This window comes from Streptomyces sp. S3(2020) (assembly GCF_013044505.1).
Lineage (GTDB): Bacteria > Actinomycetota > Actinomycetes > Streptomycetales > Streptomycetaceae > Streptomyces.
Map to the genome: position 1 here is coordinate 57,865 of NZ_JABERD010000022.1, position 16,143 is coordinate 74,007.

Annotated in this window: 12 protein-coding genes and 2 pseudogenes; 12 read left to right on the forward strand and 2 right to left on the reverse strand. The window is 71.5% G+C overall.

Annotated features, from left to right (window positions below):
• Positions 1-39 precede the first annotated feature (39 nt).
• The 9 genes from HLK59_RS10435 to HLK59_RS10475 are packed head-to-tail and all read left to right on the forward strand — an operon-like array spanning position 40 to position 8,008.
• Positions 40-1,365: an L-fuconate dehydratase gene (locus HLK59_RS10435; protein WP_171141047.1), complete on the forward strand. Its 1,326-nt coding sequence runs from the start codon at positions 40-42 to the stop codon at positions 1,363-1,365.
• Entirely contained in the window at positions 1,358-2,263 is a 906-nt protein-coding gene (locus HLK59_RS10440; RefSeq protein WP_171141048.1) for an amidohydrolase family protein, read from the forward strand. The genes HLK59_RS10435 and HLK59_RS10440 overlap by 8 nt, the downstream gene beginning before the upstream one ends.
• Positions 2,254-2,691, forward strand: coding sequence for an RbsD/FucU family protein (locus HLK59_RS10445; protein ID WP_171141049.1), 438 nt, complete (start codon positions 2,254-2,256; stop codon positions 2,689-2,691). The genes HLK59_RS10440 and HLK59_RS10445 overlap by 10 nt, the downstream gene beginning before the upstream one ends.
• A complete protein-coding gene (locus tag HLK59_RS10450; RefSeq protein ID WP_171141050.1) occupies positions 2,688-3,734 on the forward strand; it encodes an alcohol dehydrogenase catalytic domain-containing protein in 1,047 nt (348 codons plus the stop codon). The genes HLK59_RS10445 and HLK59_RS10450 overlap by 4 nt, the downstream gene beginning before the upstream one ends.
• On the forward strand, positions 3,731-4,492 hold the full coding sequence (locus tag HLK59_RS10455) for an SDR family oxidoreductase (protein ID WP_171141051.1): 762 nt from the start codon (positions 3,731-3,733) through the stop codon (positions 4,490-4,492). The genes HLK59_RS10450 and HLK59_RS10455 overlap by 4 nt, the downstream gene beginning before the upstream one ends.
• Positions 4,489-5,118, forward strand: coding sequence for a bifunctional 4-hydroxy-2-oxoglutarate aldolase/2-dehydro-3-deoxy-phosphogluconate aldolase (gene eda / locus HLK59_RS10460; protein ID WP_171141052.1), 630 nt, complete (start codon positions 4,489-4,491; stop codon positions 5,116-5,118). Before HLK59_RS10455 ends, eda begins: the two co-directional genes overlap by 4 nt.
• The gene (locus tag HLK59_RS10465; protein WP_346779692.1) at positions 5,115-6,170 is read left to right on the forward strand and encodes a sugar kinase; all 1,056 of its coding nucleotides are present in this window, start codon (positions 5,115-5,117) and stop codon (positions 6,168-6,170) included. The genes eda and HLK59_RS10465 overlap by 4 nt, the downstream gene beginning before the upstream one ends.
• A gap of 39 nt (positions 6,171-6,209) precedes the next feature.
• On the forward strand, positions 6,210-7,271 hold the full coding sequence (locus HLK59_RS10470; protein WP_171141053.1) for an aldo/keto reductase: 1,062 nt from the start codon (positions 6,210-6,212) through the stop codon (positions 7,269-7,271).
• Positions 7,262-8,008 (forward strand): FadR/GntR family transcriptional regulator, encoded by a 747-nt coding sequence (locus HLK59_RS10475; protein ID WP_171141054.1) that lies wholly within the window; start codon positions 7,262-7,264, stop codon positions 8,006-8,008. Before HLK59_RS10470 ends, HLK59_RS10475 begins: the two co-directional genes overlap by 10 nt.
• Positions 8,009-8,265: 257 nt before the next feature.
• Here the strand turns inward: HLK59_RS10475 and HLK59_RS10480 are convergent.
• Positions 8,266-8,901, reverse strand: a pseudogene (locus HLK59_RS10480) (arabinose isomerase); the annotation flags it as partial.
• Here HLK59_RS10480 and HLK59_RS10485 point away from each other — a divergent pair.
• Both HLK59_RS10485 and HLK59_RS10490 read left to right on the forward strand, forming a co-directional pair.
• Positions 8,833-12,030 (forward strand): glycosyl hydrolase, encoded by a 3,198-nt coding sequence (locus HLK59_RS10485; protein ID WP_346779693.1) that lies wholly within the window; start codon positions 8,833-8,835, stop codon positions 12,028-12,030. The pseudogene HLK59_RS10480 and the gene HLK59_RS10485 sit on opposite strands and share 69 nt — an antisense overlap.
• A gap of 45 nt (positions 12,031-12,075) precedes the next feature.
• Positions 12,076-13,110, forward strand: a complete 1,035-nt coding sequence (locus HLK59_RS10490; RefSeq protein ID WP_171141056.1) for a LacI family DNA-binding transcriptional regulator — start codon at positions 12,076-12,078, stop codon at positions 13,108-13,110.
• Between the two features lie 27 nt (positions 13,111-13,137).
• Here the strand turns inward: HLK59_RS10490 and HLK59_RS10495 are convergent, their stop codons facing one another.
• Positions 13,138-15,594: a glycoside hydrolase family 9 protein gene (locus HLK59_RS10495; RefSeq protein WP_346779694.1), complete on the reverse strand. Its 2,457-nt coding sequence runs from the start codon at positions 15,592-15,594 to the stop codon at positions 13,138-13,140.
• Positions 15,595-15,796: 202 nt separating this feature from the next.
• On the opposite strand from HLK59_RS10495, the pseudogene HLK59_RS52345 reads away from it, so the two are divergent.
• A pseudogene (locus HLK59_RS52345) lies at positions 15,797-15,928 on the forward strand (hypothetical protein); the annotation flags it as partial.
• Between the last annotated feature and the right edge of the window lie 215 nt (positions 15,929-16,143).

Genomic DNA, 16,143 nt, shown 5'->3' on the forward strand with positions numbered 1-16,143 from the left:
CGCCCTGCGCGCCACCGCACTTCACAGGAGCCGATTCCCATGCCCTCTGTCGTGTCCGCATCCGCCCGCATCACCGCCCTGGACGTTCTCGACGTACGGTTCCCGACGTCCGAGCACCTGGACGGGTCCGACGCGATGAACCCCGAACCCGACTACTCCGCCGCCTACGTGGTCCTGCGCACGGACGCCTCCGACGGGCTGGAGGGCCACGCCCTGGCCTTCACCACAGGCCGCGGCAACGACGTGCAGGCCGCCGCCATCGCGGCCCTCGCCCCGCACGTGGTCGGCCTGTCCGTCGACGAGGTCTGCGCCGACCTCGGCGCCTTCTCCCGCAGCCTCGTCCACGACCCCCAACTGCGCTGGCTGGGCCCGGAGAAGGGCGCCATCCACATGGCGACCGGCGCGGTCGTCAACGCCGCCTGGGACCTCGCCGCCAAGCGGGCCGGCAAGCCCGTGTGGCGGTTCCTCGGGGAGATGTCCCCGGCGGAGCTGGTCGCCCAGGTCGACTTCCGCTGGCTGTCCGACGCGCTCACCCCCGAGGAGGCGCTGGAGATCCTCACCCGCGCCGAACCCGGCCGCGCAGAGCGCACCGCACGCCTACTGGAGCGCGGCTACCCCGCCTACACCACCACCCCCGGCTGGCTCGGCTACTCCGACGAGAAACTCGCCCGGCTCGCCCGTGAGGCGGTCGCCGACGGTTTCACGCAGATCAAGCTGAAGGTCGGCGCGGATCTGGAGGACGACATACGGCGGATGCGCACCGCCCGCGAGACCGTCGGCCCGGACATCCGCATCGCCGTGGACGCCAACCAGCGCTGGGACGTCCAGCCCGCCGTCGACTGGATGCGCGCCCTGGCCCCGTACGACCCGTACTGGATCGAGGAGCCCACCTCCCCCGACGACATCCTCGGCCACGCCGCCGTCCGCGACGCCCTCACCCCCATCAAGGTGGCCACCGGCGAACACATCGCCAACCGCGTCGTCTTCAAACAGCTCCTCCAGGCAGGCGCGGTGGACATCGTCCAGATCGACTCCGCGCGCGTCGGCGGCGTCAACGAGAACATCGCGATCCTGCTGCTCGCCGCGAAGTTCGGGGTGCCGGTCTGCCCGCACGCAGGCGGCGTCGGCCTGTGCGAGATGGTGCAGCACCTGTCGATGTTCGACTACATCGCCGTCTCCGGCACGGTCGAGGACCGGGTCATCGAGTACGTCGACCACCTGCACGAGCACTTCACCGACCCGGTCCGCGTCACCGACGGCCACTACGCGGCACCGACCCTGCCCGGCCTGAGCGCGCAGATGCACCAGGACTCCCTCAAGGAGTACACGTACCCCGACGGGCCGGTCTGGGCAGCCCGTGTCTGACACCGCGCGGGCGGAACTCGTCGACGCGCACCACCACGTGTGGGACCTCGACCGCCGCCCCCAGCCCTGGCTCGACGAGCCCGCCCACGCCCCGATCCGCCGTACGTTCGGCCCCGGCGACCTCCGGTCGGACGCGACCCGCGCGATCGACGGACGCCGGCTGTCGTCCACGGTGGTCGTGCAGTGCGTGGCCTCCGTGCCCGAGACGGAGGAGCTGCTGGCACTGGCGGCAAGCGAGCCACTGATCGGCGCCGTGGTCGGCTGGGCCGACCTCACCTCCCCGGCGATCGGCGACGTCCTCGACGCGCTGCGCGCGGGTCCCGGGGGCGGGTACCTGCGCGCGCTGCGCCATGTCGTCCAGGGTGAGATCGACCCGCAGTGGCTGCAACTCCCGGCGGTCGAGCGAGGGTTGAGGGCCGTGTCCGAACGCGGCCTGGGCTACGACGTGCTGATCCGCTCCCACCAGTTCGCCCAGGCGATCCGGCTCGCCGGGCGGCTGCCGGACCTGCCCCTGGTGCTCGACCACGCGGGAAAGCCGCCGATCGCGAAGCACGAACTCACCGACTGGGAGCAGCAGATGCGGCTGCTGTCCGGGCACCCGGACGTGAGGTGCAAGGTGTCGGGACTGGTCACCGAGGCCGACCACGACACCTGGACGACCTCCGACATCCGGCCCGTCTGGGAGATCCTGCTGACCTCCTTCGGCCCCGACCGGCTCATGTTCGGCTCGGACTGGCCCGTCTGTGTCCTCGGCGGCGGCTGGAACCGCTGGGCGGAGACCGTCGAGGAGCTTCTGGACGACTGCTCCGACAGCGAGCGCCAGGCGATTCTCGCCGACAACGCGTCGCGGTTCTACGGACTGCCACCCACCCAGGAGAGGACCGACCCGTGCTCCTGACCGAACTACTGCACCCCGGCATCCTGGAAGCCCTCGCCGGGGCCGGCCACGGCGCCCGCGTGCTGCTCGCCGACGGCCACTACCCCGCCAGCACGGCCACCGGCGAGCGGGCCCGCACGGTCCATCTCAATCTGGCCCCCGGCCTGTTGGACGTCTCCACGGTGCTCGACGTACTGCTGAGGTCGCTTCCCGTGGAGTCGGCCCAGGTGATGGTCCCGCCTCAGGGCGAACCCGAACCGCTTGCCATCGCCGCCCATCGCGCCCGCCTGAACCCCGTCCCGGTGGAGGCACTCGGGCGCTTCGAGTTCTACGACGCCGCGCGCTCCCCCGACCTGGCACTCGCCATCGTCACCGCCGACATCCGCACCTACGCGAACCTGCTGCTGACCATCGGTGTCCGCACTGAAGGGACCCTGACACCACGATGACGACACTCTCCGTGCGTTACACCGCTCCCCGCACCCTCGACACGGCACCGGCCGCCGACGCGCCGCCCGGACCCGGCGAAGTGGAGATCGCCCCGGCCTTCGTCGGGATCTGCGGTACCGACCTGCACATCTTCCACGGTGACATGGACGCCCGGGTCACCACCCCCGCGGTCCTGGGCCACGAGATGGCGGGCACCGTCGTACGCGTCGGGTCGGGGGTGGCGGGCTGGCGTCCCGGTGACACCGTGACCGTGATGCCGCTGGACTGGGACGACACCTGCCCGGCCTGTCTGGCCGGCCACCGGCACGTCTGCCAGCACCTGGACTTCATCGGCATCGACTCGCCGGGCGCGATGCAGCAGCGTTGGACCGTGCCCGCCGCCACCCTGGTCCGTCTCCCGGCGGAACTCCCCCTCGCCTGGGGGGCGTTGGTGGAGCCCACCGCGGTGGCCGTACACGACGTCGGCCGCGCCGCCGTCCAGCCGGGCGAGAAGACCGTCGTGGTCGGCGGCGGTCCCGTGGGCATCCTGATCGCACTCGTCGCCAGGGCGGCGGGTGCCGAGGTCCGTGTCGTCGAGCTGAGCGGCTACCGCCGTTCCCTGGCGGCCGAACTCGGTCTGACCGCCTGGGATCCGGCCGCGCAGGATGTGCCGAAGCTGGTCGAGGAATGGACCGGCGGCGCGGGTGCCGCGGTCGCCTTCGAGGTGTCCGGCGCGGCGGCCGGTGTGGAGACCGCGGTCGAAGTGCTGGGCGTGCGGGGAAGGTTGTGCCTGGTGGCGATCCATCCCCGGCCCCGCGAGATCAACCTGCACCGCTTCTTCTGGCGCGAACTCACCCTGGTCGGCGCCCGGTTGTACGACCGCTCCGACTTCGAGCGTGCCGTCGCCCTGGTCGCCGACGGCACCGTCCCCGCCGACCGGCTGATCAGCAGGACGGTGCCGCTGGCCGACGCCGCCTCGGCGTTCGAGGCGTTGGAAGCGGGCGGGGACGTCATGAAGATCCTCGTGGACTGCACCGACGACGCCCTGGGAGCCACCGCATGAGCCTCTTCGACCTCACCGGCAAACTGGCCGTCGTCACCGGAGCCCGGCGCGGCATCGGACGGGCCATGGCCCGCGCGCTCGCCGAGGCGGGCGCCGACATCATCGGTGTCAGCGCCCAGTTGGAGGAGTCCGGCAGTGACGTGGAGAAGGATGTCACCGCCGCGGGCCGCTCCTTCGAGGCCGTCCGCTGCGACTTCGCCGACTCCGGTGCGGTCCGGGCCCTGAGCGCCGACCTGGCCGGACGGGAACGTCCGGTGGACATCCTGGTCAACAACGCCGGCACCATCCGCCGCACACCGGCGGCCCACCACCGCGACGCGGACTGGGACCTGGTCCTCCAGGTCAACCTCAGCGCACAGTTCACCCTCACCCGCGCGATCGGCGCCGGCATGATGACCCGCGGCCACGGAAAGATCATCTTCACGGCGTCGCTGCTCAGCTTCCAGGGCGGCATCACCGTCCCCGGCTACACCGCCTCCAAGCACGGCATCACCGGGCTCACCAAGGCCCTCTCCAACGAGTGGGCCGCGCACGGGGTCAACGTCAACGCCATCGCGCCCGGCTACATCGCCACCGACAACACCCAGGCCCTCCAGGACGACCCGGTCCGCAGCGCCTCCATCCTGGACCGCATCCCCGCCGCCCGCTGGGGCCGCGCCGACGACCTCGCCGGCGCCACCGTCTTCCTCGCCTCCGACGCCGCCGCCTACATCCACGGCACCGTCCTGCCCGTCGACGGCGGATGGCTCGGCAGATGACCACCGATCTGACGTCCGTGCTGGGCGGCACCCGCCTCGTGCCGGTGCTCAGCGTGCCCGACCCGGCGTCGGCCGCCCGGCTGGCCGACGCGCTCGCCGAGGGCGGCGCCCGCTGCGCCGAGGTCACCTTCCGCACCCCGGCCGCCGAGGAGGTACTGAAAACCATGGCGACACACGGCGGCCTGACCGTCGGCGCCGGCACGGTCCTCACCCCGGAGCGGGCGGAGCGGGCCGTGGCGGCCGGGGCCCGCTTCGTGGTCTCCCCCGGCTTCGACGCGGACGTCGTCGCCCGGTGCCGGGCACTGGACGTCCCGGTCGTCCCCGGGGTGGCGACCGCCACCGAGCTGATGGCCGCCCTGCGGAGCGGGATCGACACCGTCAAGCTGTTCCCGGCCGAGGCGTTGGGCGGCCCCCGGATGCTCGCGGCGCTGGCCGCGCCGTTCCCCCGCGCGCGGTTCGTACCGACCGGCGGCATCGGCTTCGCTCAGCTGCCGGACTACCTCACCCGGCCGGAGGTCGTCGCCGTGGGCGGCAGCTGGATGGCGACCCCGGACCTGCTGGCGCGCGGTGACTTCACCACGATCCGACGGCTGACCACCGAGGCCGTGGAAAGGAGCAGGGTGTGACCGGGTACGGCCACGGCACCCAGGTGATCGCGCTGGGTGAGGTGATGCTGCGTCTCGACCCCGGTGAGGGACGTATCCGTACCACCCGCTCGTTCCAGGTGTGGGAGGGCGGCGGCGAGTACAACGTCGTACGCGGTCTGCGCCGCTGTTTCGGACTGCGCACCGCTGTGGTGACCGCCCTGGTCGACAACGCCGTGGGACGGCTCGCCGAGGACCTGATCCTCCAGGGCGGGGTCGACACCTCGCTGATCCGCTGGGTACCGGGAGACGGCGTGGGCCGCTCGGCACGCAACGGACTGAACTTCGTCGAGCGCGGCTTCGGCGTCCGAGGCGCACTCGGCGTCAGCGACCGCGCGAACACCGCCGTCTCACAGCTGCGCCCCGGCGACATCGACTGGGACACGGTGTTCGCCGCCGGGGTGCGCTGGTTCCACACCGGCGGCATCCTCGCCGGGCTCTCCGACACCACCGCCGACGTGGCGGAGGAGGCCATGACCGCGGCACGACGGCACAGCGTCACGGTCTCCTACGACCCCAACTACCGCCCCAGCCTGTGGGCCGACCGGGGCGGGGCCGACCGCGCCCGGGAGACCGACCTACGACTCGCCCAACACGCCGACGTCCTGGTGGGCGCCCTGGGCATGGCCGGAAACCGACCCGGCGCCGTACGCGTCGACGCCCACGAGCTGCCGGACACCCTCGCCGACATCGCCTCCCGGCTGCCCGCGGCACTGGTACTCGCGACGACCCTGCGTGAGGTGCCCTCGGCGGGCGTCAACGACTGGTCGGCGGCTGCCTGGTCACGGGAGACGGGCTTCGTCCCGGGCCCCCGCATGCCCGGCCTGCACGTCCTGGACCGCATCGGTTCCGGCGACGGGTTCGCCGCCGGGCTGATCTACGGCCTGCTCACCGGCGCCGACCTCGAACGCGCCCTCGCCTACGGCACCGCGCACGGCGCCCTCACCATGACCACCCCCGGCGACGTCTCGATGGCCTCACTCGCCGAGGTCGAGGCACTGATCGCCGACGGCAGCGCGCACGTCGTGCGCTGACCGGTGCGCGCACCCGCACATCATCCGAGGAGGGACGTCTTGCGACGCCGAAGCATCTCCCGTACGTCCGTCGAGCCCACCGAACTGGGCTTCGGCGCGTCCGTCATCGGCAACCTCTACCGGACGACGTCCGCGCAGGACGCGACCGATGCCGTCGACGCCGCTTGGAACGCGGGGGTCCGCTACTACGACACCGCACCGCACTACGGCCTCGGGCTCTCCGAACACCGGCTGGGAGCCGCGCTGCGGGACCGTCCCCGCGACGAGTTCGTCCTCTCCTCCAAGGTCGGCCGGCTGCTCGTACCCAACGAACACCCGTGCGGTGTCGACACCGAGGGCTTCGTCGTCCGCGACGACCTGCGCCGCCAGTGGGACTTCAGCCGCGATGGTGTGCTCCGGTCCATCGAGGGCACCCTCGAGCGGACGGGACTCGACCGGCTCGACGTCGTCTACCTCCACGACCCCGACGACTACTGGCGCCAGGCCGCCGAGGAGGCCATGCCCGCACTCGCCGACCTCCGCGACCAGGGCGTCGTGGGCGCGATCGGCGCCGGTATGAACCAGTCGGCGATGCCGGCCCGGTTCCTGCGCGAGACCGCCGCCGACGTGATCATGCTGGCCGGCCGCTACACGCTGCTCGACCAGTCCGCCCTGGACGACGTCCTGCCCACCGCCGAGAAGCTCGGCAAGAGCGTCGTCGCGGTCGGCGTGTTCAACTCCGGCCTGCTCTCACGGGACCGGCCCTCGGACGGGATGAAGTACGACTACCAGGACGCCCCACCCCACCTGGTCGCCCGCGCCCGGGCCATCGCCGAAGTGTGCGAGCAACACGGCACCAGCCTGCCCGCCGCCGCGATCGCCTTCCCCCTCACCCACCCCAGTATCATCAACGTCACACTCGGCATGCGGAATCGGGAACAGGTCCAACGAAACGTGGCACTCCATCATCAGCACGTGCCCGAGAGCCTCTGGGCGGACCTTCGCGCCCGGGGTCTGCTCAGGGCCGACGTACCCGTGCGGCATGACGCGCCCCGTGGACGGAGCGTGGGAACGGAACCAAGCGCGGGGAACACGCAAGCAGGGGGCTCTCGGTGTCACTGACGGACAAGGCCATCGACCAGATCCGTGAACTGATCCGGTCGGGAGCACTGCCTCCGGGCTCCAGGCTCCCTCCGGAACCGGAGCTCGCCACTCAACTGGGCCTCTCCCGCAACCTGGCGCGGGAGGCGGTCAAGGCACTGGCCGTGGCACGTGTCCTGGAGGTCCGGCGGGGCGACGGCACCTATGTCACCAGCCTTCAGCCGAGTCTGCTTCTGGAGGGCCTCGGCGGCGCGGTCGAACTGTTGCAGGGCGATTCGGGCGCCCTGCTGGACCTCATGGAAGTGCGCCGCCTCCTCGAACCCGTCGCCACCGCTCTGGCCGCCACCCGGATCTCGGAGGAGGGTCTGGCGGAGGTGAAGCGCCATCTGGACGCCATGCGCGAGGCGCGCGACGACGTCGAACTGCTCAACTCCCACGACGCGGCCTTCCACCGCGCGGTCGTCTCCGCGACGGGCAACGAATCGCTGCTCACCATTCTGGAAGGCATCTCCGGCCGTACCCTCCGTGCCCGAATCTGGCGCGGGCTGGTCGACGCCCAGGCCGCGGGGCGCACGCTGGCGGAACACGAGGCGATCTACTCCGGCCTGGCCGGTCGCGACGCGGCACTCAGCCAGGCCGCCGCCCTGCTGCACGTGAGCAACACCGAGCAGTGGCTGCGCGAGCATCTGGCATCCACCGAGGCACTGCGCTCCGGGGCCCAGGTGGACGTCGAGGCCGAAAAGACCGGGAGTCCCTAGCCCCGGCGGAGCCCGAACCGTGCGGACCTGGCCGGGCGGACATGAGCGCGAAGGCTCACGTCCGCCCGGCCGCACGCGTTGCCCGGCCGCACGCGTGACGACCCTGCCGCGCGATTCGCCTGCCCCGCGGAAACAGCAGCCCGGAGCACCGGACTCGGCCGCGTCGCGGCAGGGTCCGCTGCCCGGCCGAAGCCGGACGCGGCGGCGGGCCGGGACCCGGCACGCCCGGACCCCGGCCGCACCCGCCCGCCGACGTGTCAGCCCCTCACCTCCACCAGGTCCAGTCCGGTCAGTTCCGCGACGGCCCTCAGCTCCGGCAGCAGCCGACCGGTTGCCAGTGCCCAGTGGTGGCCGACTCCGCTTCCGCTCCAGGCGTCGGTCCACTCGCCGGGGTCGCAGCCGAAGTCGACGCGGGAGGTGGTGTTGCCGATCTCCAGCAGCGGTCCGCCGACGACCTCGCCCTCGGCGGCGATCAGGCGATAGCGCCCGTCCCTGGTCTGGCCCATACCGATCAGGGTGACCGGCCCGTGCCGGACGTCGAACTCGACGGAGACTCCCCAGCCGCGCTTGCCGTGGTAGACGCCCAGGCCGCGCAGGAGCGGCCGGCGCTCGCTGATGGCGAGGTGGCCGGGTCCGTCGTGGCCCATCTCGACCACGCCGTCACGGAAGTTGAGGGCCTGCAGTTCGGTGAAGGAGCCGCCCGCCCCGAGCCGGTCGGCGATCAGCATGGCGAGCGAGGTGCGCAGTTCGTACTCACCGCAGGCCGGGATCCCCCGAGCGGTGAGCAGCGAGGAGCCGAGGATCATCCCGGCGCCGAGCCGTTCGTGCGTCTCGCCGTCCAGGCCCCGGTGGTAGTAGGCGAGCGAGTCGAGATCGAAGTCCGCGACGAGCCGCCGGACTCCGGTCAGGCCGTGATCCGCAGGCTCTACCAGCCCTTCGCCGACCGGCTCGGGGACCGGCTGGGCACCACCTTCACCGTCTTCTTCCAGGACGAACTCGACCTGGGCATCCGGATGCCGATGTGGTCGGCCCGGGTCCCCGAGGAGTTCCGCCGCCGGATGGGGTACGACCTGACGCCCCTGCTGGTCGGGCTGTGGCGGGACATCGGGCCGGCCACCCGGAAGCTGCGGCTGGACTACACCGACGTGATCGTGGCACTGCTGGAGGAGAGCTACTTCCGTCCGGTGCACGAGTGGCAGCGGGCTCACGGCACCCTGCTGGCGATGGACCAGCTGGGCCGCGGTGAGCCCCGGAGCGGGCGCAGTCTGTACGCCGACTACTCCCGGACCATGCGCTGGTACGACGCTCCGGGCAACGACGACCCGAAGCTCCAAGAGCCCCGGCGGCTGGAGGAGTTCAAGGTCAACAGCTCGCTCGCCCACCTCTACGAGCGGCCTCGGGTGTGGAACGAGGCTTTCCACAGCAGCGGTTGGGGTGTCACCCCGGCCCAGGTCCTGGCCGGGGTGAACGAGGGGTTCGCGTACGGGGCGACCAGCGTGAGCCTGCACGGCCTGTACCACTCGACGCGCGGTGGGTGGTGGGAGTGGGCGTCCCCGGACTTCCACTTCCGGCAGCCGTACTGGCGCCATGCGGCCGGGCTGTGGCGCCACATCAGCCGTATGAGCTGGCTGCTCTCCCAGGGCAGCCACGGCTGCGACGTGGCCGTGCTCGACCCGGCCGCCGACCTGGCCGCCGCACCGGCCCAGCTGACCGGTCGGGTCCAGGCCGCGCCGGAGGACGACGGCACACCCGGGCCGCCGGAGGCACCGGAGTACGCCCTGAGGATCATCAGGCAGCTGGTCCGTTCCGGATGCGACGCCGACCTGATCGACGACGACTCGCTGCACCGGGCGACGAGCTCCGACGGTGAGCTGCGGGTCGCGGGTGAGCGCTACCGGGTACTGGTCGTCCCGGCGATGCGGTGGATACGGGCCGGGACCCTGCGGGCGCTTGCCCGGTTCGTGGATTCGGGTGGATTCGTCATCGCCTACGGCCGACTGCCCGGGGTCATAGAGACGGATGGTGACAACGTTCTCGCCGACCTGGGGATACGCGCTCTCTGGGGCCCGCCGTCGCCGGGTCTGACGTCCGAGTACCGCCATTCCGGCGGAGGCCTCGCGGTCTTTCTCCCGCATCTCGGGCACCATGCGCACACGGACACCACCCTGGGCACGGACCTTCTGAACGTCATCGACCGGCACCTGGCCAGAGCGGTACGGACCGGCGTCGCCGACCTGTTGGTGACGCATCGCCGGGCCCCAGGATTCGACGTCTATCTGGTGGTCAACGCCTCGGACACGGCCCGTACGGTCACACCCGAACTGTTCGCGCGCGGTCCCGTCGAACTCTGGAACGCCGAGGACGGAACCCGTGCCCCGGTACGAACCCGCCGGTCCGGTGAGCGGACCGAGATCTCCCTCGACCTGTTGCCCGGCCAAGCCGTGGTTCTCGCGGCCGGCGCCGGTCCGGAAGCCCTGCCGGTGAGCAGTGCCGAGCCCGGTTCCGCCGCTGACGTGTCCACCGTGGTGGCGACACCGCAACGACCGCGGGCCGACCGCAGAACGGTCGTACATCTCGACGGAACATGGCAGTTCCGGCTGCTCCCGACCATGGACAACAAGTTCGGGGACTACCGCCTCCCGGGCGGTCCGCTCGACCCGGAGGGCCATGTCCTGGACGCCGTGACCACTGCCGGGCACACTCCGGTTCGTGTCTCCTACGGCCCGCGGATGTGGTGGCTCGGGCCGCTCCCGCCCGGTACCGACAGTGCCGGGCTCACTGACGCGCTGCGGGCCCTGCCGCCGGAGGGTCCTTTCAACGGACCCCGGAACCCCGTGGAATCGCTCGGTCCCGACATCCGCTGGCGGCCCTACTCGTTCTCCGAGCGGTTCGGGATCGAGAAGGACCCCCTGCTGGCCGATCTGCAGACCGGCCCCCACGGGCTCAAGGGCCAGGTCCCGCAGGAGTTCATCGACCTGGGCGGTCCGGACGAGGTGCCCGTCGGCTCGGTGTCGTATCTGTGGACGACGGTCGACTCCCCTGACGGCGGTCCTGTGCGGGTGAACGCGGGGAGCCGGGCCGAGTACTCGGTATGGCTGAACGGCGCCGAAGCCGTCCGCCAGACAGAGGCACTGGCACCCGCCAGCTTTCCCCCCTGGGGCGTCCCCGACTACCGGTCACCGCAGCGGTTGGCCGAGGCTGCCGCGGTCCCGGGCACCAACACCGTCCTGGCGCGATTCGTCCACGTTGGCGAACGACGACTGCGCGGCCACCTCGTGGTCGAGTCAGCCAATTTTCCCACCGGCTCCCCCGTCCCGGACGACGCACCCCCGGCCTTGCGCTGGTGGGCGGGCGAACATCCCGCGCTGCGCTTCGACCCCGCGCCGGGTCGTCGGCCGGAGTGGACCGACTACGTTCTGACCGCCCCGCCAGGTCTGACGGGCGTCACCGTGACGGCGTACGGCGATGTCGACGTGCGGTCCTCGGTCGCCGCCCCGGACCGAGTCCGTGTCATTTCGGTGCCGGGGGGTGCCCGGCGCGTGGACGCGGAGTGGGACAGAGCCGTCTCACCTACACGCCCGCTGCGCCTGCGGGTCCGCCCGGACGCCGGGTACTGGGGCGGAGCGGTATTCCGTGAGCCGGTGTTCTTCCGCTGTGCCACCGGCGTGACACATCTCGGGGACTGGTCACACATCGGACTGGCCGCCTACTCCGGAGCGGCGAGCTACACCAGAACCATCAGACTCCGGCGAGTGCCCGAAGGCCGGTCGAAGCTCTCCCTGGGCGAAGTCGCCGCGACAGCCTCGGTGACGGTCAACGGTCAGGTGGCCGGCACTACGTTCGCCCCGCCCCACGCGTACGACGTCACCAGGCTGCTGCGCCTGGGCCGCAACGTCATCCAGATCGAGGTGACCAACACGCTGGCGAACTTCTACTCCACCCTGCCGACTCCCTACGTTCTCGACGGGCAGTTGCGATCGGGGCTGATGGGCCCGGTGACCCTCAGCCACGGCGACCGCTGACCGCGACCAAGTGGTCGGGCGTACCCCAGGTGTACGCTTCGCGTCGTGGGCGACGGGTCGGAACGAATACGTACTGAGATCAGCGTCTCCCGCATCGCGGACCTCGCGGGGGTCTCGGCGTCGACCGTGTCCAAGGTGATCCACGGCCGGACCGGGGTGTCGACGGGCACCCGGCAGCGGATCGAGCGGCTGATCCGCGAACACGGCTTCCAGAAGAGTGAGAAGGCCGAGACGGTCCCGATCGTCGAGTTGGTGTTCCAGGCCCTGGACAGTCTGTGGGCGCTGGAGATCATCCGCGGTGTCGAGGAGGTCGTCCGGCCGCACGGACTGGCGGTCACCCTGACCGAGATGCGGGGCGCTCAGACCCCGGAGAGCGTCTGGGCCCAACAGATGCTCGCCCGCCGTCCGTTCGGTGTCATCGCGGTCTCGGCCGAGCTCAGCGAGGACCAGTTGGCGCAGTTGAACAGCCGCGCCATCCCACTGGTCGCGCTGGACCCCACCGGCGAGCCGAGCCACCCGATCCCCTCCGTCGGCGCGACCAACTGGAACGGCGGCCTGCTCGCCACCCGTCATCTGTTGGGTCTGGGCCACCACCGCATCGCGATGGTCGGCGGACCCGACGAACTGCTGTGCTGCCGCGCCCGGTTGGACGGCTACCGGGCGGCGCTCGACGCGGCCGGTGTCCCTCAGGACGCGGACCTGGTGAGGGTGGCCCCGCTGCACTTCGAGGGCGGTCGCGCCGCGGCGGCCGGGCTGCTGCGGCGGTCCGACCGACCCACGGCTGTCTTCGCCGCCAACGACCTACAGGCGCTTGGGGTCTACGGCGCGGCACGCGCCGCAGGGCTGCGGGTGCCTGACGACCTGAGTGTCCTCGGGTTCGACGACCTGGCGTTCACCCAGTGGTCCGACCCACCACTGACCACGGTCCGCCAGCCGCTGGTGCGCATGGGCGCCACCGCCGCCGAGATGCTGCTCGACCTGGGCTCGGGGCGGCGGTTGGAGCAGGACCGCATCGAGCTGCCCACCGAACTCGTGGTCCGCGGCAGTACCGCGCCGCCGCCCGGTGGCCCCGCGGACTGACCGGGGCAGAGTCACCGGGCGGTCGGTTCAGGACGCGGTGCAGGTGTAGCCGGTGGGCACTGCGGTGTTGCCGTCCGGGCGGGAAGCCTGGAAGCCCCACTCCGCGGACGCGCCCGGTGCCAGGGCGCTGTTGTGAGCGGCGCCGTGGACCGTCGCCGTCTGTCCGCTGACGGTGACAGCCGCGTTCCACGAGCCGGTGATGGTGTGCCCGGCGGGCAGTGTCACCGTCACGGTCCAGCCGGATATCGACGCGGTGCCGGAGTTGGTGACCCGGACCGGCTGTACGACGTACCCGGTCCCCCACTGGTTCTGAGTGGTCGCGGTGACCGTGCAGCCGTTGCCGCCGCCGCTGCCCTGGACGGTGACGCTCACCGCCGTGGAGGCCGCCGAGGTGTTGCCCGCCGCGTCCCGCGCCCGCACCTGGTAGCGGTAGGTGCCCGCCGCCAGACCGGTGTCGGTGAACGACGTCGTGGCCGTCGAGGCGACCTGGGCGAAGGAGCCGCCGCTCGCTCCGGCCGCCCGCAGCACGTCGTAGCCGGACACCCCGGTGTCGTCGGTCGCCGCGTTCCAGGACAGCGCCACCGAGCCCGCCGTGGCGCTGGCCGCGGTCAGGCCGGTCGGTGTGCTCGGCGGTGTGGTGTCCGAGGGTGCGGCTGAGCCGGCGTTCTCCGCCGCCCAGAAGGACAGCCACGCCAGCGCCGAGTTCCAGTTCAGCGCCACCTCGTTGACCGACCAGGCGTTGATGTCGTCCACGTAGCACTTCTGCGCCACACAGCCCGCCAGCTGCGCACTCGACGTGGGGTCCTCCAGATTGGGGTTCGGGCCGCCCGCCAGCGCACCGGGAGGCGCGGTCGGCAGGGACGAGTCGAGCTGGTTGGCCCAGAAGCGGTGGGTCACGTTGTGTGCGACGCGCTCGCCGTAGCCGGTCACGTAGGAGTAGTTGAGCGGGTTGCGGCCGAACAGGTAGTCCAGCGCCTTGTACACGCCCGTCCGGTATTTGGCCTGCCCGGTGAAGTCATGGGCCAGCGCGAGCACGTTCCCCGCGTTCGAGACCACGCCGTTGGAGCCCCAGTAGAAGCTGTTCGTCAGAGCCGGGTAGCCCTGTGCGTCCGCCTGGGCCAGGAGCCTGTCGGCGTACGAGGAGAACGCGGCGCGCGTCGCGGAGACGTCCGAGGCCGACAGTCCGTTGGGTACGAGGGCGAGGGTCGTGTCGCCGAGCCCCGCCGTCCACCACCACTCGAAGCCGCCCTGGTCGAAGCCCCGGCCGCGGAAGAGCGACGAGCCGGTCACGTCCGCCCGGTAGGTGCTCGAACCCGTGGTGGTGAACAGTTCCGCGGCGGCCCAGTAGAACTCGTCGGTGACGTTGTCGTCGTAGTAGGTGCCGCTGCCGTTGCTGTCGTTGGGGTCGGCGTAGCGGGTCGGGTTGGCCTTCGCCGCCGTGTAGGCGCGCTCGGCCGCGGCCAGGGCCCGCGCGGAGAAGTCCGCGTCGATCGTCTTCCACACCCGGGCGGCCTGTGCCGCCGTGGCCGCGAGGTTCAGGGTCGCCGCCGTGGAGACCGCGGACAACACCCGCTTCTGCGGATCCAGTTCGGGACGCATCGGCACGAGCGTCCAGTTCTCGTCGCTGACCTTGTGGCGGACCATCCCCGCGTCCGTCCGGCCCGCGGGCACCTGCATCTTCATCAGGAACTCGACACCCCACCGGGCCTCGTCGAGGATGTCCGGTACGCCGTTGCCGCGTTCGGGAATGGCCAGCGTGCTGTCGCCCAGGGCCGCCTTGTCGGCGCCGCTGACGTAGAGGGTGCGTTCGTACTCGTTGATCAGCTGCCAGGCCGCGATGCCCGTGTTCACACCGTATTTGCCGTGGTCACCCGCGTCGTACCAGCCGCCCCGCACATCCGAGGTGTACCCGCACGACACGCGGCACGGCACGTTGTTGTCACCCTGGTTGGGCGACACGTTCAGGTGGCCGGCCGGGCGGGCGTACTGGCTGCCAACGTACTGGGACTGGATCGGTGTGCCGCTGCGCTGGTGGTAGAAGAAGGCGAGCGAGTCGTACCGCAGCCGGTCCAGCGGAGCCGCCGAGATGTCGAACGGGCTGCTGTTCGCACCCGCCGCCGACAGCACGAACCCGGTCCCGGCGGTGTCGAACGAGGAGAAGTCGATCACGTGCACGGAGTCGCCCGACAGCGAGTCCGCGCCGCGCCCACTCGTCTGCCCGGAAGCCACCGTGCCGCCCGACGCGTTGCGCAGAGTCCAGCCCACGGGGGATGTGGAAGTGGTCACCACCGTCGCCTGCTTGGGTAAGCCAGGCACATAGGCCACCTGATTGACCTTGACCGCCGGACCGGGGTCGACAGCCGCGATCGCGGCCCCCGTTGCCCCGTCCGCGGCCGCGGCTACCGGCGCGGAAGCAGTGACGCAGGCCAGCACCACAACGGCGGTGATGAGGCGTCGGTGGCGGGCCCAGGAACGAGTACGCACGAGATCCTCCTTTGGATCACGCGTCACTCTGGCCGCAGGCATTCTCGATCCAGAACGACGGCGTTACCGGATGGGAGCGCTCCCCGGAGCCATCCGACGGACGCCTCGGGCCGCAACGGAATCGTCGTGGACATGCCGAGTCTGGTCAACGTTCGTAACAAGCAGAGAAATTTTCTTTACGTCTCCTGGCGCCGGACGAGCAAGCCGGGGTCAGCTACTGCGGGCCCTGGACAGCGACGTGGCACGTGGCGCGCTGCAGTGCCGCTTTGGGGTCCGTCCGGCCTTCCAGCACTGCCATCGCCACGCTGTGTTCGCGCCGATGGCTGGGGCCGACATGCGCTGCCGACGCATGGCGGATAGGGGTGGGCAACGGCGGTCTGCGAGAGCGGGGCGTGGCCGCCGGGTCAGGGAAGTTGCAACGCAAACCGCAGCCGCCGGGATGCCTGCCGTACGAGTGCAGTTCCTGCAATTCTCGCAACACCACCGTGAACCGCGCCCCCCCCACCCCCCCCCCCACCTCCCCCCCCCCCCCCCCCCCCCCCCCCCCCC